The sequence below is a fragment of the Agrobacterium sp. ST15.13.013 genome (genome assembly GCF_027956525.1).
Lineage (GTDB): Bacteria > Pseudomonadota > Alphaproteobacteria > Rhizobiales > Rhizobiaceae > Agrobacterium > Agrobacterium salinitolerans.
Genome location: NZ_JAQKGP010000015.1, coordinates 78517 through 101287, shown reverse-complemented (window position 1 = coordinate 101287; position 22771 = coordinate 78517). Strand labels below are relative to the sequence as shown.

The window sequence follows — 22771 nt, the reverse complement described above, 5'->3', positions numbered from 1 at the left end:
ATTTCTGCTAGAGTCGGACCTTCAAGATTCGAAGGCAGGACAGACCGGATAATGAACAGACGCTTTTTGCTCCTCGCGGCCGGCCTCGCCTGCGTTCCCGTCGCTGCGGTTGCGCATCCGCATATCTTTGCCGAAGCCCGCATGGAAATCGTCGAGGGGCCGAACGGCACCGTTCAGGAAGTGCGCAACATCTGGCGTTTCGACGAGATGTTTTCCGCAAGCGTGGTGATGGATTACGACAAGAACAGCGATCTGAAGCTCGACAAGGACGAGCTGGCGGAAATCGGCAATACGGTCAAGGAATCGCTTGCCGAATATTCCTACTACACCTTCATCACCGCCAATGGAAAACCGGTGGAGTTTGGGAAGCCCGACGCCATTCACGTGGACTACAAGGACAACCAGATCCTGATGTTCTTCTCCGTGAAGCCGAACAAACCGCTAGCAGTCAAGGGCAAGCTCTCCTTCGGCGCCTGGGATCCGACCATGTACACGGCGATCGATTTCGCAAAGGACGGCGATATCGCGACCGAGGGCAAGGACCTAAACGCCTGCAAGCATCATGTCGTCCGACCCGATCCTGACGAGGTGATCTCGCAAAACCAGAGTTCGCTGACCGATGCCTTCTTCAACGATCCGACCGGAACCGACATGACCAAGCTCTTCGCCACCCGGCTGGAGATATCATGCTGAGCCGCAGGGCAAACCTCGTCGCTGTCGCCATCGGCCTCGTTGCCGTGGCCGGTGCGGCCCATGCGCAGTCGCCGCTCGGCATCGGTTCGGCCGAGCCTTCCTTTTCCGTTGGCGGGCCCTTCGCACCGCTGATGCAATGGATCAACGTGCACCAGCAGATGTTCTACCGTGCACTGACCGGCGCGTTGAAGGCCATGCGCGAGGATGGCTGGGCGCTCAGCTCGCTGATCGGCCTCTCCTTTGCTTATGGCGTTTTTCATGCCGCCGGCCCCGGCCACGGCAAGGCGGTCATTTCGTCCTACATGATCGCCAATGAAACGCAGTTGAAACGCGGCATTATCATTTCTTTCGTTTCGGCGCTCATTCAGGGTTTGATGGCCATCGGCCTTGTCGGTGCCGCCTGGCTGGTGCTGCGTGGCACCTCCATCACCATGACGAAGGCCACGCAGGCGATGGAAATCGCCAGCTTCGCCATGGTGGCGCTGTTCGGCGCCTGGCTGCTGGTGCGAAAGCTCTGGTCGCTGCGCATCCGGCGCGAACCCGTTCCCGTTTTCGCCACGGCAGGTGAAACCGCCATGCCGCGAACGACCGGCATGGGCACGGGCCTGCGCTTCCAGGGTAAGCCGGTTTTCGCAGATCATGAGCATAATGGCGCGGGCGACCTGTGCACCGCCTGCGGCAAATCCCACGCGCCCGACCCGATGTTGCTGAAGGGCAAGAACTTCAGCCTGCACGAGGCGTGGTCCGCCATTATCGCAGTCGGGCTCAGACCCTGCTCGGGCGCGATCATCGTCATGAGCTTTGCACTTCTGAACGGGCTCTATCTCGGCGGCGTGCTCTCCGTGCTCGCCATGTCGCTCGGCACGGCCATTACGGTATCGGCTCTCGCCATCATGGCCGTCTCGGCAAAGGGCCTCGCCGTGCGTTTCGCTGGCCCCGGCAGCCGCAGGGCGGCCGGCATCAGCCATGCGATAGAGATCGCCGGTGCGCTGTTCGTGCTGATCATGGGACTGCTGCTGCTCGGTGCGTCGCTTCAGCTCTAACCGTCACGGCGGCGCTGGTAACGGGCGCGCAGCCAAAATAGCAGGAAGAAACACAGCACAGCCACCGAACCGAAGGCAGCGGCGAGCCAGGGCGAATAATCGCCCAGCCACAGCATGATCTTCGGCATGACGAAGAAGACCAGCCCGAAACCGACGATGATGAGGGCGGCGGCGAGGGCCGGAGACCAATCCTTCTTACCGTGGCTCGGCTTTTCAGGCGCCGGGTTTTCAGGCAATGGCATCGGCAAACTCCGCACGGATATCCTCAAGCTTGCGTTTCTGCGCGCCATCGGCCGCAAAATTCTCCGGCGAAAGCCAGGCTTCGAAGGCCTTGCCGATCAGCGGCCATTCGCCGTCGATCATGGAAAACCACGCCGTATCGCGGTTCTGGCCCTTCGAGACCATATGCTGGCGGAAAACGCCCTCGAAGGTGAAGCCATAACGCTTCGCCGCTATCTTGGAGGGCTCGTTTTCATTGTGGCATTTCCACTCATAACGGCGATACCCCAGATCCTCGAAAACATGTTTCGCCATCAGGTAATGCGCCTCTGTGGAAAGAGGCGAACGCTTCATCTTCGCGCCATGGGCGACGGAGCCGACCTCGACCACCCCGTTGGCGGGATCGGGCCGCATATAGCTCGCCATGCCGACGATATCGCCGGTGGCGTTTTCAACGAAGACCAGCGTGACCCAGTTAAGCTTCTGGCCCGCGCCGACAAGCCAGTCGCCGAAAGCGCTGGCATCGGGAAAGGCGCTTTGCGGGAAATATTTGAGCAGCGCATTCACGCCCTCGCCGCCAAGGGCGGTCCAGAGTTTTTCCAGATGCTTTTCGCGGTCGAACGGCTCGGCGGTCACATAACGACCCTTCAACACCACCGGCTGCGGCGGCGGACATCCCTTGAAATCACTCAGATCGCGCATTCTCTTCCCCATTTGCTGGGAGAAGGATTAGGGCAAGCGAGGCGGGATGACAACAGGGGATGTGGGGCATGAAGATGGCGCCAGAGCCTGTGGCTCACGCCCCCCTGTCCTGCCGGGCATCTCCCCCACAAGGGGGGAGATAGACAAGCGGTCAAGTCTCGCCCATCTCAACATTTGCGAATGGAGTGGTGGTAGCGCCTCCTGCCGATCTCCCTCCTTGTGAGGGAGATGCCCGGCAGGGCAGAGGGGGTAATCCACGCCCGCCGAGGCCTACCTCAAACCTTCGCCGCCACCACCGTCGCCTCGATATGGTCGACCAGCGCATCCGGCAACCCAAGCCGCCCGGCAAGAAGATCGAGATAGCCCCGCTCCGCTCGCGTATCGGCCTCGATGGCAAGCCGCGAGGCGGTGTAAAGCTCCACTTTCTGCTCTTCCGTGCGGGCGGCTGCCACCAGCGCGTCGATGTCGAGAGGATCGGCCAGTTCCTTTTCGAGGAACCGCTCGGCTTCGCTATCGAGGCCGGAGACCTGCACCTTGTCCATGATATTGGCGCGCTCCTTCTCATCGATATGACCGTCAGCCTTGGCGGCGGCGATCATCGCCTGGATGAGCTTTAGCGCAAAATCATTGGAAAGGGCGGGAGATTGCGGATGGAAGGCGGAATCGGCGGGCGGTGCGAGCAGCTCCGGCTCGGGTTTCGGCGCGACTTCAGGCGCCTGGCCGGACTTGTAATTCTTGTAGGCAAGGTACCCGAGACCGGCGATGGCGGCCACGCCGCCGATGGTGGCGACATTGCCGGCAAGCTTGCGGCCGGTCTTGGTGCCCAGAATGGCGGCGGCGAGCGCACCGGCTTTCAGGGGATTGTTCCTGGCGATATCGGCGGCCTGCCCGGCTCTGTCACGGACGCTTCCCGAAAGGCCCGGCACCTGCGAGCCGAGGAATTGTTCAAGAAGCTTCTTGGCGTCGAACATCAAAATCTCCTGTAGAGGTCAAATCTACAGGGGAGATAGGGAGCCGTGGCCCGAATACAAATGTCAAACCCGCTCACGCCTTCGTGAACGGGTTTGACAGATTGCAAATCAGGCGCGCAATGCGGCGGCTTCGGCCGCAAGCCTGGTGATACCCGCCCAGTCGCCGGTCGCCACCAGCTCGCGCGGGGCGACCCAAGAGCCGCCGACGCAAACCACGTTCGGCAGGGAAAGGTAATCATTGGCGTTCTTGAGCGACACGCTGCCCGTCGGGCAGAAGACGGTGCCGGCGAGCGGCGAGGACAGCGCCTTGAGATAGGGTGCGCCGCCGGCCTGTTCGGCGGGGAAGAACTTCAGCACCTTGTAACCCTCGTCACGCAGCGCCATGACTTCACTGGCGGTGGCAGCACCCGGAAGCAGCGGCACCTTTGAACCGCGCGCGGCTTCCAGCACGCTTTTGTTGATGCCGGGGCTGACGATGAAGGTGGAGCCGGCTTCCGCCGCCGCTTCGAAATCCTTGGCGTTGAGAATGGTGCCGGCGCCGACATTGGCGCCCTCCACTTCCGCCGCAACCGCGCGGATGGCGTCCAGCGCCGCCGGCGTGCGCATGGTGATCTCAATCGCCTTCAGGCCGCCCGCGACCAAAGCGCGCGCAAGCGGCACGGCGGAAGCGGCATCATCCACGATCAGCACCGGTACGACCGGCTGGAGCTTGAGGATGGAGAGCAGTTTTTCGGAGTCCTGGGCCAAGATGAGCCTCCCTTGCGCAATTGAAACGATTGAAATTCCGTCTACCGATTAGCCTGCCTCGGCATTTATGTCGAGGCGCGCCAGCCGCATTTTTATCCAGATACTTCAATCAATTCGCTTCATCACACTATCATATTGCGATACTCTGGCGGCCCAGTTCGCGGAGACAGCATGGCCAAGGAAATCGAACGGAAGTTTCTTGTTGCAGGCGGTGAATGGCGCAATGAGGTCACGCATAGCATGGCTTTCCGGCAGGCATATGTCGCCTCGATGGAAAACCGCTCGGTCCGGGTCAGGATCGTCGATGAGCGCGATGCGACCCTGACCATCAAGATCGGCGCAAGCGCGCTTGTCCGCGACGAATATGAATATTCCATACCCCTCAAGGACGCCGAAGAGCTGATGGCAAGCGCGCCGGGCGTGGTCATCGAAAAAACCCGCCACACCGTCGATCATGGCGGCTTCACCTGGGAAGTGGATGTTTTCGAAGGGAAATATCACGGGCTGGTGGTGGCGGAAGTGGAAATGAACGACGAAAACGCCGACCCCGATCTGCCGTCCTGGCTGGGTCGGGAAGTCACCGGAGACAAGCGCTTCTCCAACCAGTCACTCGCCATGGACTGTCCGAGCGGAGACCTGTCGGATGCCCTTCAGAATTGACCCGAAAAAGCCCTTCGACGATGAAATCCGCCGGGCCGGGCTGGAGCTGATCGACGATACAGTCACAATCCTTCGCGACCAGCCGTCCGGATCGCACGAGGCCGTGCACGACGCCCGCAAGCGGTTCAAGCGGTTGCGCGCCCTCTATCGCCTCATCCGCCAGGCGGTGCCGGATTTCGGCCGCGGGGAAAACGCCCGTATTCGCGATATCGCCCGCTCCCTCGCCTTTGCGCGGGATGCAACGGCGCTTGTGGAGACGGCGGAATATCTCGAGGCCTTCGCCCGTTCCGACGCGCAGGGAGAAGCGCTGCGGTCGATCACCGCGATGCTGCGCGCGCGCCGCGACGACGCCATAGAACACGAGGCCGGTCTCGACGAGGCCATTGCCGCCGCCATTACCGGCTGCGGGGAAGCGCGCAGGGCGCTTGAGACCCTATTGCTGCCGGATGCGTTGAAGGACACGGCGCGGCTGCTGAAAAGCGCCTGGGCGAAACAGAGAAAAAGGGCGCGCAAGGCGCTCGCCGATTGCCACGCGCAGGCCGACGTCGAACATTTCCATGAATTGCGCAAGTCTGGGCAAGCCTATTGGATGCATCTTGGCCTGATGCGCCGGCTCTGGCCTTCCGCCATGCGCGCCAAGCGCGCCGATACCAAGCGGCTCGTGGATATTCTCGGCCACGAGCACGATCTATCGGTTCTCGCCGCCGTCGCCGACCGCGAGCCGGACCGTTTCGGCAATGGCGAGCGGCTGGCCCTGCTGCTCGACGCCATTATCGAAAGGCAGCAGGCGCTGCGTGCCGAAGCCCTTGCGCTGGCAAACGAGGTGTTTTCCGAATCCGCTCGAACCGAAAGCCGCATCGTCGACCTGTTGTGGCGGCAGGCGGCGAAATAGGCGGGATGACGAAAGAAAGGTCTTGCGGTCGCGCCAAGGCCGGTTTTGTAGCACGAACCTCTTCGCCTTTTGCGCCCTTCTGTCAGATATTTGACGATTTGCAAAATACACGGAACCGCCGATAAATATTGCTTTGCGACCGCCGTCCCTGTATTTCAGCGCCCATGACCGACACGACCATTCTCCCCCGCCCGGAAGTATCTGGTGATTTCCTTGTGGCCGCGCTTTATCATTTCGCCCGCCTGCCGCGGTTCGAGAGCCTGCGCGAGCCGTTGTTCGCGCTCTGCCAGGAAAACGGGGTCAAGGGCACGCTGCTGCTGGCCGCCGAAGGCATCAACGGCACCATTGCCGGGCCGGATGCAGGCATTCACGCCGTGCTCTCCTTCCTGCGCGCCCAGCCGGAATTTACCGCGCTGGAGCACAAGGAAAGCCGTGCCTCGCACATGCCTTTCGTACGCCTGAAGGTGAAGCTCAAGAAAGAGATCGTCACCATGGGCGTGCCGGATATCGACCCGAACCGCATCGTCGGCACCTATGTCGAGGCGCGCGACTGGAACGAGCTGATCTCCGATCCGGATACAATCGTCATCGACACCCGCAACGATTACGAGACGGCCATCGGCGTCTTCAAGGGTGCAGTCGATCCGCAGACGAAAACCTTCCGCGAATTTCCCGACTGGGTGAAGAACAATCCCGGCCTGCACAACAAGCCGAAGATCGCCATGTATTGCACCGGCGGCATTCGCTGCGAAAAGGCCACCGCCTTCATGAAGGAGCAGGGTTTCGACGAGGTCTATCACCTCAAGGGCGGTATCCTGAAATATCTGGAAGAGGTCCCGGAAGAAGAGAGCCTATGGGAAGGCGCCTGTTTCGTATTCGATGAGCGCGTCTCCGTGGTGCACGGCCTTGCCGAAGGCGACCACCAACTCTGCCACGCCTGCCGCAACCCGATTACGCCGGAAGTGCGCCTGTCTCCCAAATTCGAGGAAGGCGTGTCCTGCCCGAGCTGTTACGACGAGCGCAGCGAAGAGGACCGTCAACGGTTTCGCGACCGGCAGCAGCAGATCGAACTGGCAAAGAAGCGCGGCGAGCGGCATCTGGGGCGGTAATACCGGCCGGCTATCGGACTGCATTTGCATTTGGATCGAGCGGGCGCCGCATCTTTCTTCTCCCCGCCGGGGAGAAGAAACAGGCCGCGGCGGCGGCAATCCACTGTGACCTTCACGCCCCTGCCCGCAACGCAAAAAGCGGCGCGTCCTGCCCGTCCAGCAGGGCGGTGATCTCTTCCGCCGCGACCGGTTTCGAGAACAGGTAACCCTGCAATTCATCGCAGCCGCACAGATGCAGGATGGCCGCCTGCTCTTCCGTTTCCACGCCTTCGGCCGTCACCGGAATATCGAGCGATTTTGCCAGCGCCACGGTGGCCTGCAGCATTTCCAGCGACCGGCCGCCCTTATCGAGCGCGATGATCAGCGAACGGTCGATCTTCATGCGGTCGAAACCGAAACGGCGCAGATACCCAACGCTGGCGAAACCGGCGCCGAAATCGTCCAGCGCTATGTGCAGGCCAAGCTGTTTCAGCTTGTCGATGGCCGCACTCGCCCGTTCCGGATGCTGGATGAAATAACCTTCCGTCATTTCCAGCCGCAGCCTTTCAGGCGGCGTCTGCGTCATCTCGAGAATATCCGCCACATAGCCGGCGAAGGCCGGGTTGCGGAATTGCACGGGTGAGATATTCACCGAGAGCTTGATGGACGGCCATTGCTGGGCCGTCTCGCAGGCCTTGTGCAGGACGAGAAGGCCTAGCCGGTCGATAAGGCCGCTGGTTTCGGCAGCCGCAATGAAGATATCCGGCGGCACAAAGCCATATCCCGGCCGCTGCCAGCGGGCCAGCGCCTCCACCCCGGTAATACATCGTGTGGCGGCGCTGACGACCGGCTGATAAACCACCTGTATCTCATCGTTCACGATGGCGGAGCGAAGATCGGCTTCGAGTTGCAGCTTTTCCTCGCGCAATTCATCCATCTTCAGTTCATAGGACACGTAACGCCCGCGTCCGTTTTCCTTGGCCTGATACATGGCCATATCGGCGCGCCGCAGCAGTTCCTCGCCACTGATGTCGCCGGCGCGGGAAACCGAAGTGCCGATGCTGCAACCGATGCTCGCCACCCTTTCACCGATGCTGAAAGGCTCGGTAAAGAGTTCCAGCAGCGCCAGACAGAGCTTGCGGCCTTCGGCCCATACGTCATTGCCCTGAATGGCGATAGCGAATTCGTCACCGCCGAGCCGCGCCAGAACAGCGCCTTCCGGCGCCAGCACCCGGAGCGCTGCTGCCACGCCCTTGATCAGCCGGTCGCCGGCGGCGTGGCCGTAGGAATCATTGATTTCCTTGAAACCGTCGAGATCGAGATAGAGCAGCTTGATATCCGTCTTGTCATGGCGGCCTCTTTCGACCATGCTGTTCAGTCTGGCGAAGAGCCCGGCGCGGTTGCTGAGCCCGCTCAGACGGTCGCGCAGCGCCTCCTCCCGCGCGGCCGCCTCATCCGCCTTCAGGCGGTCGAGCGTGGCCGAACCGATGATGAGCAGCACCAGAAAAAACGTGCCGGCGATACCGAGCGCGGTGAAGACCACCGGCCGCGCCTCATGAAAGCTGACGTCTCCCGGCAGGTGCGAGCGCCAGACAAGCCGGGCCAGCACCTCCCCCATCGGATTGACGATATCCACATGGTTGGCCGCAGGCGTGTCGCCATATTGCAGCTCGAGACCATCGATGACGTAATTGCGGGCAAGCTTGTCAACCGTCGCCTGCTTGAGATGGCGGGCAAAAACAAGGTAACGCCGCTCCTCACCGATCGGCGGCAGCGCGCCGGATTTCATCCGCACGAGCGCGACACCCGCGGCGGCGATACCATCGGCGGTTTTGGCAAAACCGGTCACCTGTGAGGTGATGCCCGGGCGCATGGACCGCACGCGCTCGATCATTTCCCTGAGGCCGCCGGCAAAATAGGCCTCCGGCTTCCACTTTACAGGCTTGCCGTCCTGATAGGCCATGCGGACGTTGCCATCCTCATCGATGACCACGGCCGTATCGAAGAGATCGTTATTGACCGTCATCTCGCCATAATTGCTTGCCACCCAGTCAAAACGATCAGGGGCATAGACATATTCGGCAGCGTCGTCCCAGGCGGCGTAGTCGTTCAGGGTCGCGCCAAGCTGTTCTCGAAAAGTGACAAGGGCGCCCGCCGTCGTCTCGCGCGAACGGGCGTTGTCGAGCAGGTTCGCCTTTTCGCGGACCTGGCTCAAGGCGGACAAAACCAGCGCGGTGACGATGACAAGCACCAGCGCGAAGGTGGACAAGACCACGCCCACGGCGGTTCTGCGCCCGACCGGCAAATAGTCCCCAATGTTGCGCGGCGCAATCCGCATAAAATCCCCTTCGAAAGCATCATCTTCCGCAGGAAACATTCAGAAGCCGTTAAGCCGCCTTGTAGCCTTACCCCAAAAAACCACGGGTATAAAACAACAGTCTGACAAAGGTCCTGAAAAATTCTTCCCGAAAACGCCTGGGGTTTTTCAGGAAAGGCGGATGCGCCCGCCTTCAAAACAAAAAACCTCCCCCGCGAGCGGGAGAGGTCGTTATTTTCGCCATATGGCGGTCTCTTACCAGGACGGGATGACCGTGCCGTTGTACTTTTCCAGAATGAAGGCCTTCACTTCCGGGCTCTGGTAGGATTCAACCAGCGTCTTTACCCACGGCTTGTCCTTGTCCTGCGTACGAACGGCAATGACGTTCGCGTAAGGGGATTTTTCGCTTTCGACGGCGATGGCGTCCTTCTTCGGGTTGAGGCCGGCAGCCGTCGCATAGTTGGTGTTGATGACAGACGCGTCGGTGTCGTCAAGCGAGCGCGGCAGCTGGGCGGCGTCGAGTTCGACGATCTGGATGTTCTTCGGGTTTTCGGTGATGTCGGCAGGAGTCACTTTGAGGCCGGCCTCTTCCTTGACCTTGATCACGCCCTTGGAAGCGAGAACCAGCAGCGCGCGGCCACCATTGGTCGGGTCGTTCGGAATGCCGACGGTTGCGCCGTCCTTCAGCTCGTCAAGGTTCTTCACCTTCTTCGAATAAACACCCATCGGGGTGGTGATGGTGGTGCCGACGCTGACGAGATCGAACTTGCGGTCAGCGATCTGGTTGTCGAGATAAGGCTGGTGCTGGAAGGAGTTGGCCTGCAGCTCGCCATCGGCCAGCGCCTGGTTCGGCACGACATAGTCGGAGAACTCGACGATATCGATATCAAGACCCTTGGCGGCCGCGATCTTCTTCACCTGCTCCATGATCTGCGCATGCTCGGCAGGGGTGACGCCGATCTTGATGGTCTCGGCCAGCGCCTGACCGGCGGTAAAGAGAGCGGCGAGCGAAGCCGCGAGAATGAGTTTCTTCATGGGTGTCTCCTTGGGTTGTTATTATAAAGGCAGTTAATTCTTGCGGGTCCGCTTGTCGAAGCTGCGGGCCAGCCTGTCGCCCGCGCTCTGCACCAGCTGCACCAGCACGATGAGCACCAGAACCACGGCCAGCATCACATCCGGCATGAAGCGCTGGTAACCGTAACGGATGCCGAGATCGCCCAACCCGCCGCCGCCGACCGCGCCGACCATGGCCGAATAACCGATGAGGCTGACCAGCGTGAGCGTGAGCGCCAGCGTGATGCCGGGCTTCGCCTCCGCCAGCAGAACTTTGGTGACGATCTGCAACGGCGTGGCGCCCATGGCGCGGGCAGCCTCGATCAGCCCTTTGTCCACTTCGCGGATCGCCGCTTCCACCAGCCTTGCGATGAAGGGAACGGTGGCGACCGTTAGCGGCACGATGGCCGCGCTGGTGCCGATGGAGGTGCCGGCGACGAGGCGGGTGAAGGGAATGATCGCCACCACCAGAATGATGAAGGGCGTGGAGCGCGCGGCGTTCACAACGAGGCCGAGAATGCGGTTGGTCATCGGCGCCGAAAACAGCTCGCCCTTGCCGCTGGTGGCAAGGAAAACGCCCATGGGCACGCCGATCAGCGAGCCGACGATACCGGCAACGGCGACCATGTGAAGGGTTTGCAGCAGGCCCTTCAGCAGAAGGTTGAAGATCATATCAGGCGACATAACCGAGCACCTCCGTGTGAAGACCGGTCTCAGCATAAAAGCGATTGGCGCGGGCGGTGACATCCGCAGACGCCGGATAGGAGACGACCAGTGACCCGAAGGGCTGGCCGGAGATTTCCTCGATTGTGCCGGCAAGGATGTTCACGTCCGGGCCGATTTCAGCGACGAGACGAGCCGTCAGCGGCTGGAAGGCCGTCTCGCCGAAAAACACGAGACGCACCAGGACACGGTCGCCTTCCGCCGCCTGCGGTTTCAGGCCCGAAGTGACCCAATGCGGCAGCTTCACACCAACAGAGGATGACAGCAGGCTGCGGGTCGTCTCGTGTTTCGGCGCAGTGAAGATATCGAACGTCGTGCCTTCCTCAACGATCAGCCCCCTGTCGATGACGGCCACCTGCGAGGCGATGGTCTTCACCACTTCCATCTCATGGGTGATGAGCAGCACGGTCAGGCCCAGTTCGGCATTGATGCGCTTCAACAATTCGAGAATGGATTGCGTCGTTTCCGGATCGAGCGCCGATGTCGCCTCGTCGGAAAGGAGCAGCTTCGGCTGGGTGGCGAGCGCACGGGCAATGCCGACACGCTGCTTCTGGCCGCCGGAGAGTTCCGCCGGATAACGCTTCGCCTTGTCGGAAAGGCCGACGAGATCGAGCAGCGGCGCAACGCGGCTTTCGATCTCCTTTTTGCCCATGCCTGATATTTCGAGCGGCAGAGCCACATTGTCGAAAGCGGTGCGCGACGACAAAAGATTGAAGTGCTGGAAGATCATGCCGACGGAACGGCGTAGCGTGCGCAGGCTCTTTTCATCGAGCGCCGCGACATCGACGCCGTCGACGACCACGCGGCCGGTCGAGGGCTTTTCAAGGCCGTTGGCGAGGCGGATGAGCGTGGATTTGCCGGCGCCGGAGCGGCCGATGATGCCGGTGATGGAGCCTTTCGGCACGGCGTAGTCGATACCGGCAAGGGCTGCGAAGCCGGGCTTGCCGCCCGTGCCGCCAAAGGTCTTGGTCACGCCTTCAAACGTGACCATAGGCTCCTTTGCCGACCCTTCAGGGACCGCCTGTTCTTGGCGTGCGGGGGATGCCGCACTGGATGGAAAACTCATTGTAAACTCTGGGAATGCGTGACGGATCGGGTCTCAAAAAATCCTGTTGCGGTGCTGAACCGCTCTCTTCATGCAGCCTTCGGGCACATTCGATGACAGCTGATTTTCCGGGTCATTTCGTCAGGCTTTCACTCAGAAATGCCGGGTATCGGCAATTCGATGGCGCATACTTGCCCGCACACGCCACCTTTTAACAGGGATGTTTTTTCAATTATCTGAAAAGAGAGAAAAAATCTACCGCAAAGCCGCCACGGCGGCCCTGCGGCAGTCAAGATTTCGCGACGATATGAAAATCAGACGCGGCTGACGAATTCTTCCGCCGGACGGCGCACCTTCTTCAGGTTCACCAGCCAGTCGCCTTCCGGCTGGCGATAGCCAAGCGGCAGGATGGTGACCGAGCGTAGGCCCTTCTCGCGCAGGCCGAGGATTTCATCGAGCTTTGCCGGATCGAAACCTTCCATCGGGGTGGAATCCACGCCCTCGAAAGCGGCCTGCGCCACGGCCATGCCGAAGCCGATATAGGCCTGACGGGCGGCGTGCTCAAAATTCACCTGCTGATCGCGCTGCGGATAGGTGGAAAGCAACATCTGGCGATAGGCTTCCCAGCCTTCATTCTTGATGCCGCGTTCCTCGTTGACAAGATCGAACATGTGGTTGATCCGCTCTTCGGTGTAATTGTCCCACGCCGCAAAGACCAAAAGATGCGAGCCTTCGGTCACCTGCGCCTGGTTCCAGGCGATCTCCTGAATTTTTGCACGGACTTCAGGATCGGTGACGACGATGACTTCAAAGGGCTGAAGACCGCTGGAGGTGGGGGCAAGCCGCGCCGCCTCGACAATGCGCTCGACCTTGTCTTCGGACACCGTCTTGGAAGGGTCCATTTTCTTGGTGGCGTAACGCCAGTTGAGTTTTTCGATAAGCATGTTCGTTTTCCCTGGGAGGACCAACCCGCCCTGCCCCTTGACGGCAGAATGGGCGCTACGCTTCGTAGCCCGTCTGACATAGGGGGCGGCACAGCGGGCGCAAGCAGGCACCACGGGGTAACCGACAAAAAAGTTTGGAAAACTGATAATAAGTGGAGAAAACTTTCTCCGCGCACCCTGACGTCCGTGCTCCTAGCAGGACACGGGACCCGAATTTCACTCGCGGCGGCCTCCCCACCCTCGTTCCTGTGCTCGTCACAGGAATCCAGCCGACACGCGTCCGCGTGGCGGAAAGACTCCCTCAGCCCAAGGACTTGGGCTGGCTGGATCCGTGTGACAAGCACAGGGATGAGAGAGGTAACCGTTACGGTTTCACCAAACCGTGATTGCCCGTGGGAAAGCCCGAAGCCAGCGCGCTGTACCATTTGCCGCTGTTCTTCAGCGTGCGCACCTGCGTATCATAATCCACATGCACAAGACCGAAGCGCATGCGATAGCCCTCGGCCCATTCGAAATTATCCATCAGGCTCCAGGCGAAATAACCGCGCATCGGATAACCGTCGCGGATGAGATCGGCGACGATGCCGAGATGTTCGGCGTAATAATCGAGACGCGGCTGGTCATCCACCTCGCCGTTTTCGACGCCCATATTATAGCAGGCACCGTTTTCGGTGATGTAGCATTCCGGCAGGTCGTAACGTTTATAGAGCGTTTCCACCAGCGACTGGAGCGCCGGGGCATAGACCTCCCAGCCGATATCGGTCTTCACATCGCTTACGGCCGGGGCGGGTGCAGTGGCGGGGAATTCTGCGCCCGGTGACGCATCGTCGGCGACGCGCATCGGCGTGTAATAATTCAGGCCCCACCAGTCCAGCTTCTGGCTGATGATGGAAAGGTCTTCCGCCTCCACGACGGGCATACGATCACCCAGAGCTTCCATCATCTCGACCGGATATTCACCCTTGAAGACCGGATCGAAAAACGCGCCATTGTGGAACTGGAAGGCCCGTTCGGCGGCCTTGAGATCGGCCTCGCTGTCGGTAGCCGGGATGACGGAATGGGCATTCAGCACCAGCCCCACTGGCACCTTCGGCGCGACATGGCGGGAGGCTTCCACGCCGAAACCATGAGCGAGATTGATGTGATGCATGGCGGCAAGGGCCGCCTCCATGTTGCGCTCACCCGGCGCATGAATGCCATAGAGATGGCTGAGCCACACCGCGCACCAGGGTTCGTTGAACGTCGCCACCGCATCCAGCCGGTCGCCGAGGCGGGCCATGACGGTCTTGGCATATCGCTGGAAGGCGTGCGCGGTGGAGCGCGAGGCCCAGCCGCCATCGCCCATCAGCGTCAGCGGCAGGTCCCAATGGTAAAGCGTCGCATAGGTCTTTATGCCGCGCGCCTTGCAGCCATCAACGAGGCGATCGTAGAAATCCAGCCCCTTCTCGTTGATCGGGCCGAAGCCATCGGGAATGATGCGCGGCCAGGCGATGGAGAAACGATAGGCCTCGACACCCATGTCCTTGATAAGATCGAGATCCTGCTCCCAACGATTATAGTGATCGCAGGCGATATCGCCGTTGTGACGCTCGAAGACATGGCCCGGCATGTTGCAGAAGGCGTCCCAGATGGATGGCTTGCGGCCATCTGCCTTCGTGGAGCCTTCGATCTGGAAGGAGGCGGTCGCGACGCCGAACAGGAAATCGCCGGGGAAACGGGCGGCTAGCGTTTTGGGATCGGTCATCTGCGGGGCCCTTCTCTGTCCGTCGAGCGTGAAAAGATCAGCAGCGGTTTAGACCATGTCGGCCGGCAGGTACAGTCGTGGGCGGCAGGAATCTACAACGTTTCAGGATACGCAACTTACAAGTTCAAAGCGCTTTGCATGGGGGATTGCCGCCACAGCGGTTTGCCGGCGGCGCAAGGCATCGACCCGGCGAATGCGGGTGGGAGATGGGAGGTGGCAAAGGTTGTTGCATTCACCGGGCCGTATCGTCAGGGCAGCCAGAGCAGCCCATAGGTTACAGCCTTTTCACGGCACCTATCTGATCGGTCCTTCCCGCCTCTGGCCCGGCGGAACGCCTTTCAAAAACACGGCCTGCCAGAACCATGCTTGTCGATGTCGGCCTCCGGTTCGCGAAAGGCGCCGCGCGTATCGCCCTTCCGTACCGGTTGCGGGAGGAATGATGCGGCCAAAATGCGGTGATGGGGATGAGAGAGGAAGTATTTTTTCGGAAGTGACTGAAAAGGAAGGCGGGGCGGCGCGAAATTGTCCTCGCCATTCAGGCAGATCGCGAACAGCCCCCCTCACCCGACCCTTCGGGCCGCCTTTTCCCCGAAGGGTAGAAGACAACAAGGGACAACCGCTCGCTCCGCATCAGCCCTCAGCCTGAAGCCGACATTGCTCGATCAAGCCGCTTCCTGCACCAGATGCCCCGCCGAAACCTCGCGGTAACGCCGCTCAGGCGGGACATAGTCCACCGGCCGGATCGGGCTTTTGATCTCGTCCGTCGACATGTTGCGCCGGATCTGCCGGCGCGCCGGATCAGGCACGGGAACGGCGGACATGAGCTTTTTCGTGTAGGGATGCTGCGGATTGTCGAAAACCGCCGCACGCGGCCCGATCTCCACGATCTCCCCGAGATACATCACCGCCACACGATGGCTGACGCGCTCCACCACCGCCATGTCATGCGAAATGAACAGGAAAGCGAGGTTGAGGCTCTGTTGCAGGTCGAGCAGCAGGTTGCAGACCTGCGCCTTGATCGAAACATCGAGCGCCGAGACCGCCTCGTCGGCGACGATGACCTTGGGGTCGAGCATCAGCGAGCGGGCAATAGCGATGCGCTGGCGCTGGCCGCCGGAAAATTCATGCGGGAAGCGCCGCATCATATCCGGGCTCAAGCCCACCTTTTCCAGAAGATCGGCCGCCTTTTCACGGGCCTGCTGCTTGCTTCCAAGGCGATGCTCGATAAAGGGCTCCATGATCGCCGTGCCGATGCTCATGCGCGGATCGAGCGAGGCGAAAGGGTCCTGGAAGATCATCTGCACGCTGCGGCGCATGGTGCGCAAGGTTGTCTTGTCGAGCTTCAGCACCTCGTAGCCGTCGAGCATGACATTGCCGGATGTCGGCTCGATCAGCCGGGTGATGGAGCGGCCCGTGGTGGACTTGCCGCACCCCGATTCGCCCACGAGAGAAAGAGTTTCGCCCTCGGCGAGATCGAAGGATACCTTTTCCACCGCATGCACGGCGCCGGATTTGCGGCCGAAAAGGCCGGATCGAATATCGAAACGGGTCGTCAGGTCCTTGACCGAAAGAATGGGCGTGCGGCCGCCGGAGACCGTGTCCTTCACGTCGGCGACAGGCTGGCTTTCGCCGGTCTTGATATCGATGATCGGGAAACGGGCCGGCAGCACGCGCTCCTTCATCGAGCCGAGCTTCGGCACCGCCGAAAGCAGCGCCCGCGTATAAGGGTGGCGGCCACGATGGAAGATGTCGTCGGTGGCGCCGGTTTCCACCACATCGCCGCGGAACATGACGATGGTGCGGTCCGAGACTTCCGCCACAACACCCATATCATGGGTGATGAAGAGGACGGACATGCCCTCCTCTTCCTGCAATTGCTTGATCAGGTCGAGAATCTGGCCCTGAATGGTCACATCGAGCGCCGTTGTCGGCTCGTCGGCGATCAGCAGCTTCGGTCTGGAGGCGAGCGCCATGGCGATCATCACGCGTTGCCGCATGCCACCGGAAAACTGGTGGGGATAATCGTCGAAACGGTTCTTCGCATTGGGAATACGGACCTTCTCAAGCAGGCGGATGACCTCTGCCTTCGCAGCGGATGAGGAAATATCCTGATGCACGGTCAGCGCCTCGGCGATCTGCTTGCCGATCGGGAAGATCGGGTTGAGGCTGGTCATCGGCTCCTGGAAGATCATTGAGATGTCCTTGCCGCGAACCTTGCGCATCTCCTCTTCCGGCAGCGCCAGCAGGTCGCGCCCGCCGAGCATGACCTTGCCTTCGATACGGCTCGTCTTTTTATCGAGGAGCCGCATGATGGAGAGCGAGGTGACGCTTTTGCCCGACCCGCTCTCGCCGACGATCGCCACCGTTTCGCGCGGCGCGATCTCGAAACTCATGTTGCGGACCACGGATTTCCAACCGCCATCGACGCGGAAGGATGTGGTGAGATTTTGAACCGATAAAACCGGGCATACCGAACCGCCGGTCTGTTCCATGGACGTCGCCGCCAAAAGCATGCCAATCTCCTGAAAAGCAGAAGGCGGCCATGAAGGCCGCCGGGTGTCTTACGCAGCAAGCGCGGTTTCGGCCATCGAAACCCAGTAGCTGATGCCGTAAGGCAGCGCATCGTCGTTGAAATCATAGGCCGCATTGTGCAGCCCGGCGGTATCGCCGTTGCCGATGAAGATGAAGGCGCCAGGACGCGCTTCCAGCATGTAGGAAAAATCCTCCGCCCCCATATGCGGGTTGGGGTTGGTGTTGACGGCGTTCGCACCGGCCACGCCCATCGCCACGCCGGTCGCGAATTCGGTTTCGTCACTGTGGTTGAAGGTGACGGGATAACCGCGATGATATTTCACTTCGACGGTCGCGCCATGTGCCATGGCGGTGGCGGTCGCCACTTCCTTCAGGCGCTTTTCGGCAAAATCGCGGGTTTCCGGCAACAGCGTGCGCACCGTTCCCGTCAACGTAACGGCGCCTGGAATGACATTGACGGCCGTGCCGCCATGGGTGGTGGCGACGGTGACGACCAGCGATTTCAAAGGGTCCGTCTCCCGCGAAACGATGGATTGCAGGGCGATGATGACATGCGCCGAGGTCAAAACCGGATCGATAGAAAGATGCGGCGCGGCCGCATGGCTGCCCTTGCCGGTGATGACGATTTCGAAACTATCCGCCGCCGCCATGGTCGACCCCTTGCGGATGGCGAATTGCCCGACCGGAATGCCCGGCTCGTTATGCATGCCATAGACCTGCGAAATGCCGAATTTCTCCATCATTCCGTCGTTCAGCATGGCGAGCGCGCCCGCGCCGCCCTCTTCCGCCGGCTGGAAGATCACCGCCACGGAGCCCTTGAAATTGCGGGTCTCTGCCAGATATTGCGCCGCACCCAAAAGCATGGCGGTATGCCCGTCATGACCGCAGGAATGGGCCTTGCCGGGCGTCTTCGAAGCCCAGGGCTTTCCGCTCGTCTCGAGGATCGGCAGTGCGTCCATGTCGGAGCGGAAACCGATGGTCGGGCCATCCCCGTGCCGGCCCTTGATGATGCCGACCACGCCGGTCTGGCCGATGCCGGTCTCGACCACGTCGCAGCCGAAGGATTTCAGCTTTTCCGCCACGAATTTCGATGTTTCGAAGACATCGTAGAGGAGTTCCGGGTGTTCATGCAGATGGCGCCTCCAGCCGGCAACTTCTTCCTGCATTTCAGCCACACGGTTCAATATCGGCATTCTCTTTTTCCCTTTTTTTGTTCCCCGCCGGGTTGTCGGACGCCATATTGCGTTTGGAATTTCTCGTTTTGCAAGCATGAAATTTGCTGCGTGAGCGAAAAATAGGCCGGAAACTGAATGGCTCAAAATTTGTTCACCAAAGAGACATTGGGACTTGCATTTCAAAAAAACTGACAATAGCATCGTCGGGAATGGAGGAATATTCCTTAGCAAAGTCAAATAGTTAGAAAAACAGACCTTGCGTGCGACGACGGGAAAAGCGTCAAACATTCAAACAGATAAAATCCAAAAAGGGGAAAACCACAATGAAGAAGCGCAGCGTTCTCTTTGCCAGCACGGTGGCGGCCATGGCCTTTGCGGGCTCTGTCGCCCATGCCGAGCGCGGCAGTGACGGCGAACTGAAAATCCTGTTCTGGCAGGCCGTATCGACACTTAACCCTTATCTTTCCGGTGGCACGAAGGAAGTCTACAGCTCGTCCATGGTGATTGAGCCGCTGGCGCGCTACGACGAAAAGGGCGAGCTGGTGCCGATGCTGGTCACCGAAATTCCGACGATCGAAAATGGCGGCGTCGCGAAGGATCTGCTCAGCATGACCTGGAAGCTGAAAAGCGATGTGAAATGGTCGGATGGCACGCCGTTCACCGCCGAGGACGTCATTTTCACCTGGAAATATTGCACCGCACCGGATGGCGGCTGCGCGCAGGCGGCGCAATATGAGGGCGTGAAGAATGTCGAGGCCATCGACGACCACACCGTCAAGGTCAGCTTCACCGAACCGAAACCTTACCCCTACTCCGCATTCGTGGGCGCACAGTCGCCGGTCATCCAGAAAAAGCAGTTCGAAAACTGCGTCGGCGCCGCAGCCCCCGGCTGCACATCCGCCAATTTCGGCCCCATCGGCACCGGCCCCTTCGTGGTCAAGGATTTCAAGCCGAATGACGTGATCAGCTTCGTCGCCAACACCAATTACCGCGACCCCGCCAAGCCCGCCTTCGCCACAGCGACCCTGAAGGGCGGCGGTGACGCCGCTTCCGCCGCACGCGCCGTGCTTGAAACCGGCGAATTCGATTATGCCTGGAACATGCAGGTGGAGCCGGAAATCCTCGCCACCATGGTGGCCGCCGGCAAGGGCAAGCTGGAGACCGCCTTCGGCACTCAGGTCGAGCGTATCAATCTCAACTGGTACAATGCCGATCCTTCGCTGGGTGACAAGCGCTCCACCAAGCAGGCCGGCCCGCACCCCGCCCTTTCCGATCCCGCCGTGCGCCGTGCGCTTTCGCTCGCCATCGACCGCGATATCATCGACGAAGCGGGTTATGGCGAAGCGGGCAAGCCGACCTGCAACATCGTACCGGCTCCGGAAGCCGTCGCTTCCACCAAGAATGACAGCTGGTGCCTGAAGCAGGATGTGGAAGGCGCAAACAAGCTGCTCGACGACGCCGGCTGGGTAAAGGGTGCAGACGGCATCCGCGCCAAGGATGGCGTGAAGCTTTCTTTCCTCTACCAGACCTCCACCAACTCGGTTCGCCAGGCCACGCAGGAACTGGTGAAGGATATGTGGTCGCAGATCGGCGTCGCTGCGGAACTGCGCAATGTCAGCGCCTCGGTCTTCTTCGGCGGTGACCCGGCAAGCCCGGACACCTTCCAAAAATTTTATGCCGATGTCGAAATGTACACCAACAATTTCGACGGCACGGACCCGGAAAAATATCTGGCGGAATGGCTGTGCGACAAGATCCCGGCCCCGGAAAACGGCTGGCAGGGCCAGAATATTCCGCGTTATTGCAACCCGGAATTCGACAAGCTGGTGGGCGAACTCTCCAAGACCGCCGAGCTTGACAAGCGCGCCGAGCTTTCCAAGCAGCTGAACGACATGCTGACGGAGGATGGCGCGCATATTCCGCTCATCCACCGCGGCAGCGTTTCCTCGCATTCGCTGACGCTGGAAGGCGTTCGCATGAATGCCTGGGACTCGGAACTCTGGAACGTCGCGGACTGGTCCCGCAAGAAGTAACACGCGGATGCGCCGGCTTCTCCCCCGGGAGAGGCCGGCCTTCTGCATGCCCCAGGACCATGTTCTGAAGACACATTTGCCGCGTTCAAGGCGAAAACGATCCCGCTTTTCGTCGCGCCGCGCTCTGGGTCTGGAGAGTTTCAGATGTTTACCTTTACACTCCGGCGGCTGGCCTTTGCCGTACCGACGCTGCTTGTCATCAGCTTCGTCATCTTCGCGCTGCTCGATCTTGCGCCGAACGATCCGACCGGCGACCTGCCGCTCACCATCCCGCCTGAAGTGCGCGAACAGATCCGCGCCTCGCTCGGCCTCGATCAGCCTTTTTTCATCCGCTACCTGATGTGGCTGCAGCAATTCTTCATCAACGAACCGCTGAACCTCCTGGAAAAGCTGACCGGCTGGCAGATCGGCGATGGCAGCCGCATGCGCGTGCTCTCCTGGGCGACACGCAGCCCGGTGGTCGATCTCGTCATTCAGCGCATGCCGCAGACGCTGTGGGTGGTGGGCCTCGCCTATCTCTTCGGTGCGCTGCTGGCGATCCCGATTGGCGTGGTCTCCGCCTACAAGCAATATTCAATCTTCGACCAGATCGGCACCTTCGTTTCCATGGTCGGTTATTCGGTGCCGACCTTCTTTACCGGCGTGCTGCTTGTCGTCATTTTCAGCTCCTACCTGCAATGGTTCCCGTCCGTCTACGACACCAATCTGCAAGTCAGGGACTGGGCGAGCTTCGTAGCGCAGGTGAAGCAGATGTTCCTGCCGGTGCTGGTGCTGACGCTCTATAACGTCTCGCAGATCAGCCGCTTCGTGCGCGCCTCCATGCTCGACAATCTGCATCAGGATTATGTGCGCACCGCACGCGCCAAGGGCGTGAAGGAAAAATCCGTGCTGCTCATCCACGTGCTGCGCAACAGCCTGATTCCGGTTGTGACGGTGATTGCGCTCGGCGTGCCGACCATCTTTTCCGGCGCCATCATCACCGAGCAGATATTTCGCGTGAACGGGCTTGGCCAGTTGCTGATCACCGCGGTTCAGGGCGCAGATATTCCGCTGGTGCAAACGCTGACCTTCATTTTCGCGGTGCTGATCGTGCTCTTCAACCTGATTGCCGACGTGCTGTACGGCATTCTCGACCCGAGGATCCGCTATGACTGACGCCACTATAGAAGGGCCGACGGTTGCGGCCACCCCCACACAATCCGCCCTTGCCGACATGTGGAAACAGTTCCGCGTTCACAAGGGCGGGGTGGCGGGCCTCTTCGTCTTCATCTTCATCCTGCTGGCGGTCTATGTCGGCCCCTATATCCACACCGTTGCGCCCAACGCCATCAATGTGAAGGCGCGCAACCAGTGGCCGTCGCTCGCACATCCTTTCGGCACCGATAATCTCGGCAAGGACATGCTGGCGCAGGTTCTGGCCGGCGGGCGTATCTCGCTTGCCGTCGGCATCACCGCCATGCTGCTGGCGCTGTTCCTCGGCACGCTGGTGGGTGTTCTATCGGGTTACTTCCGCAGGCTGGACGGCCCCTTGATGCGGCTGACCGACCTGTTCCTGGCCCTGCCGCTTTTGCCGCTGCTACTTGTGATCCTGATGCTGTTTCGCGATACGCTGCGCGCGGCCTTCGGGCCGGAAACCGGCATCTTCATCCTGATCGTGTTCGTGATCGGGATAACGAGCTGGATGCATACGGCCCGTATCGTGCGCGGCGATGTGCTGACGATCAAAAGCCAGGAATTCATCATCGCGGCGAAATCGAGTGGCATGCGCGAATACCGCATCATCCTCAGGCATATATTGCCGAATGTGCTGAGTTCCATCATGGTCTCAGCCACGCTCGGCATTGCCGCCGCCATCATCACGGAATCGGCGCTGTCCTTCCTCGGCCTCGGCTTCCCCTCCGATTTCCCGACCTGGGGACGGCTGCTATTCGATGGCGCGAACTTCCTGCAATTGACGCCCTCGCGCGTGCTGTGGCCGGGCCTGGCGATTTCGCTGACGGTTCTGAGTGTCAACTATATCGGTGATGCGGTGCGCGATGCGCTCGACCCGCGCTCGCTGAAGAGCTAAACGCTCTCTCCCTCATCCCTGTGCTTGTCACAGGGATCCAGCCAGCCCAAGTCCTTGGGCTAAAAGGACTCTCCCCGTCGCGCAGACGCGCGACGGCTGGATTCCTGTGACAAGCACAGGAA

General features: G+C 60.6%; 20 protein-coding genes. 8 read left to right on the top strand and 12 right to left on the bottom strand.

The window, feature by feature from the left end; translation table 11 throughout:
- Positions 1–51: 51 nt before the first annotated feature.
- Positions 52–693: a DUF1007 family protein gene (locus tag PL597_RS16345; RefSeq protein WP_170985652.1), complete on the top strand. Its 642-nt coding sequence runs from the start codon at positions 52–54 to the stop codon at positions 691–693.
- Positions 687–1736, top strand: a complete 1050-nt coding sequence (locus tag PL597_RS16340; RefSeq protein ID WP_137411965.1) for a nickel/cobalt transporter — start codon at positions 687–689, stop codon at positions 1734–1736. Before PL597_RS16345 ends, PL597_RS16340 begins: the two co-directional genes overlap by 7 nt.
- Here the strand turns inward: PL597_RS16340 and PL597_RS16335 are convergent.
- From PL597_RS16335 to PL597_RS16320, 4 genes are all read right to left on the bottom strand, one after another.
- Positions 1733–1978 carry a hypothetical protein gene (locus PL597_RS16335; protein ID WP_077984062.1) on the bottom strand — a complete coding sequence of 82 codons (246 nt, stop codon included), beginning with the start codon at positions 1976–1978 and terminating at the stop codon, positions 1733–1735. The genes PL597_RS16340 and PL597_RS16335 overlap by 4 nt on opposite strands.
- Entirely contained in the window at positions 1965–2657 is a 693-nt protein-coding gene (locus PL597_RS16330; protein WP_191217451.1) for a GNAT family N-acetyltransferase, read from the bottom strand. The genes PL597_RS16335 and PL597_RS16330 overlap by 14 nt, the downstream gene beginning before the upstream one ends.
- A 275-nt stretch (positions 2658–2932) precedes the next feature.
- Entirely contained in the window at positions 2933–3628 is a 696-nt protein-coding gene (locus tag PL597_RS16325) for a tellurite resistance TerB family protein (RefSeq protein ID WP_077984064.1), read from the bottom strand.
- A 108-nt stretch (positions 3629–3736) separates the two neighbouring features.
- Positions 3737–4375, bottom strand: a complete 639-nt coding sequence (locus tag PL597_RS16320) for a 2-dehydro-3-deoxy-phosphogluconate aldolase (RefSeq protein ID WP_077984065.1) — start codon at positions 4373–4375, stop codon at positions 3737–3739.
- A gap of 171 nt (positions 4376–4546) precedes the next feature.
- Between PL597_RS16320 and PL597_RS16315 the strand changes: the two genes are divergently transcribed.
- The 3 genes from PL597_RS16315 (at position 4547) to trhO (ending at position 7036) form a co-directional block, all read left to right on the top strand.
- Complete coding sequence (locus PL597_RS16315; RefSeq protein WP_077984066.1) at positions 4547–5035, top strand: CYTH domain-containing protein; 489 nt, start codon at positions 4547–4549, stop codon at positions 5033–5035.
- Positions 5019–5927, top strand: coding sequence for a CHAD domain-containing protein (locus PL597_RS16310; protein WP_137411962.1), 909 nt, complete (start codon positions 5019–5021; stop codon positions 5925–5927). The genes PL597_RS16315 and PL597_RS16310 overlap by 17 nt, the downstream gene beginning before the upstream one ends.
- 164 nt (positions 5928–6091) lie before the next feature.
- Complete coding sequence (trhO, locus tag PL597_RS16305) at positions 6092–7036, top strand: oxygen-dependent tRNA uridine(34) hydroxylase TrhO (RefSeq protein ID WP_077984068.1); 945 nt, start codon at positions 6092–6094, stop codon at positions 7034–7036.
- Positions 7037–7148: 112 nt separating this feature from the next.
- Here the strand turns inward: trhO and PL597_RS16300 are convergent, their stop codons facing one another.
- The 8 genes from PL597_RS16300 to PL597_RS16265 all read right to left on the bottom strand — a co-directional run bounded on the left by PL597_RS16300 (position 7149) and on the right by PL597_RS16265 (position 18566).
- Positions 7149–9392, bottom strand: coding sequence for a bifunctional diguanylate cyclase/phosphodiesterase (locus PL597_RS16300; RefSeq protein ID WP_191217450.1), 2244 nt, complete (start codon positions 9390–9392; stop codon positions 7149–7151).
- Positions 9393–9587: 195 nt separating this feature from the next.
- The gene (locus tag PL597_RS16295; protein ID WP_137411959.1) at positions 9588–10367 is read right to left on the bottom strand and encodes a MetQ/NlpA family ABC transporter substrate-binding protein; all 780 of its coding nucleotides are present in this window, start codon (positions 10365–10367) and stop codon (positions 9588–9590) included.
- Between the two features lie 33 nt (positions 10368–10400).
- Complete coding sequence (locus PL597_RS16290; protein ID WP_077984070.1) at positions 10401–11069, bottom strand: methionine ABC transporter permease; 669 nt, start codon at positions 11067–11069, stop codon at positions 10401–10403.
- Positions 11059–12099 (bottom strand): methionine ABC transporter ATP-binding protein, encoded by a 1041-nt coding sequence (locus PL597_RS16285; protein ID WP_077984071.1) that lies wholly within the window; start codon positions 12097–12099, stop codon positions 11059–11061. The genes PL597_RS16290 and PL597_RS16285 overlap by 11 nt, the downstream gene beginning before the upstream one ends.
- 368 nt (positions 12100–12467) lie before the next feature.
- Positions 12468–13097 (bottom strand): NAD(P)H-dependent oxidoreductase, encoded by a 630-nt coding sequence (locus tag PL597_RS16280; RefSeq protein ID WP_077984072.1) that lies wholly within the window; start codon positions 13095–13097, stop codon positions 12468–12470.
- 364 nt (positions 13098–13461) lie between these two features.
- On the bottom strand, positions 13462–14841 hold the full coding sequence (locus tag PL597_RS16275; RefSeq protein ID WP_191217449.1) for a GH1 family beta-glucosidase: 1380 nt from the start codon (positions 14839–14841) through the stop codon (positions 13462–13464).
- A gap of 662 nt (positions 14842–15503) precedes the next feature.
- Complete coding sequence (locus tag PL597_RS16270) at positions 15504–17354, bottom strand: ABC transporter ATP-binding protein (RefSeq protein ID WP_271365724.1); 1851 nt, start codon at positions 17352–17354, stop codon at positions 15504–15506.
- 48 nt (positions 17355–17402) lie between these two features.
- Positions 17403–18566, bottom strand: coding sequence for a M20 aminoacylase family protein (locus PL597_RS16265; RefSeq protein WP_077984141.1), 1164 nt, complete (start codon positions 18564–18566; stop codon positions 17403–17405).
- A gap of 305 nt (positions 18567–18871) precedes the next feature.
- Here PL597_RS16265 and PL597_RS16260 point away from each other — a divergent pair, with 305 nt between their 5' ends.
- From PL597_RS16260 to PL597_RS16250, 3 genes are all read left to right on the top strand, one after another.
- A complete protein-coding gene (locus PL597_RS16260; RefSeq protein ID WP_137411955.1) occupies positions 18872–20581 on the top strand; it encodes a peptide ABC transporter substrate-binding protein in 1710 nt (569 codons plus the stop codon).
- Between the two features lie 144 nt (positions 20582–20725).
- Positions 20726–21736: an ABC transporter permease gene (locus PL597_RS16255; RefSeq protein ID WP_077984077.1), complete on the top strand. Its 1011-nt coding sequence runs from the start codon at positions 20726–20728 to the stop codon at positions 21734–21736.
- A complete protein-coding gene (locus tag PL597_RS16250; RefSeq protein ID WP_077984078.1) occupies positions 21729–22649 on the top strand; it encodes an ABC transporter permease in 921 nt (306 codons plus the stop codon). Before PL597_RS16255 ends, PL597_RS16250 begins: the two co-directional genes overlap by 8 nt.
- The last annotated feature ends 122 nt before the right edge of the window (positions 22650–22771 follow it).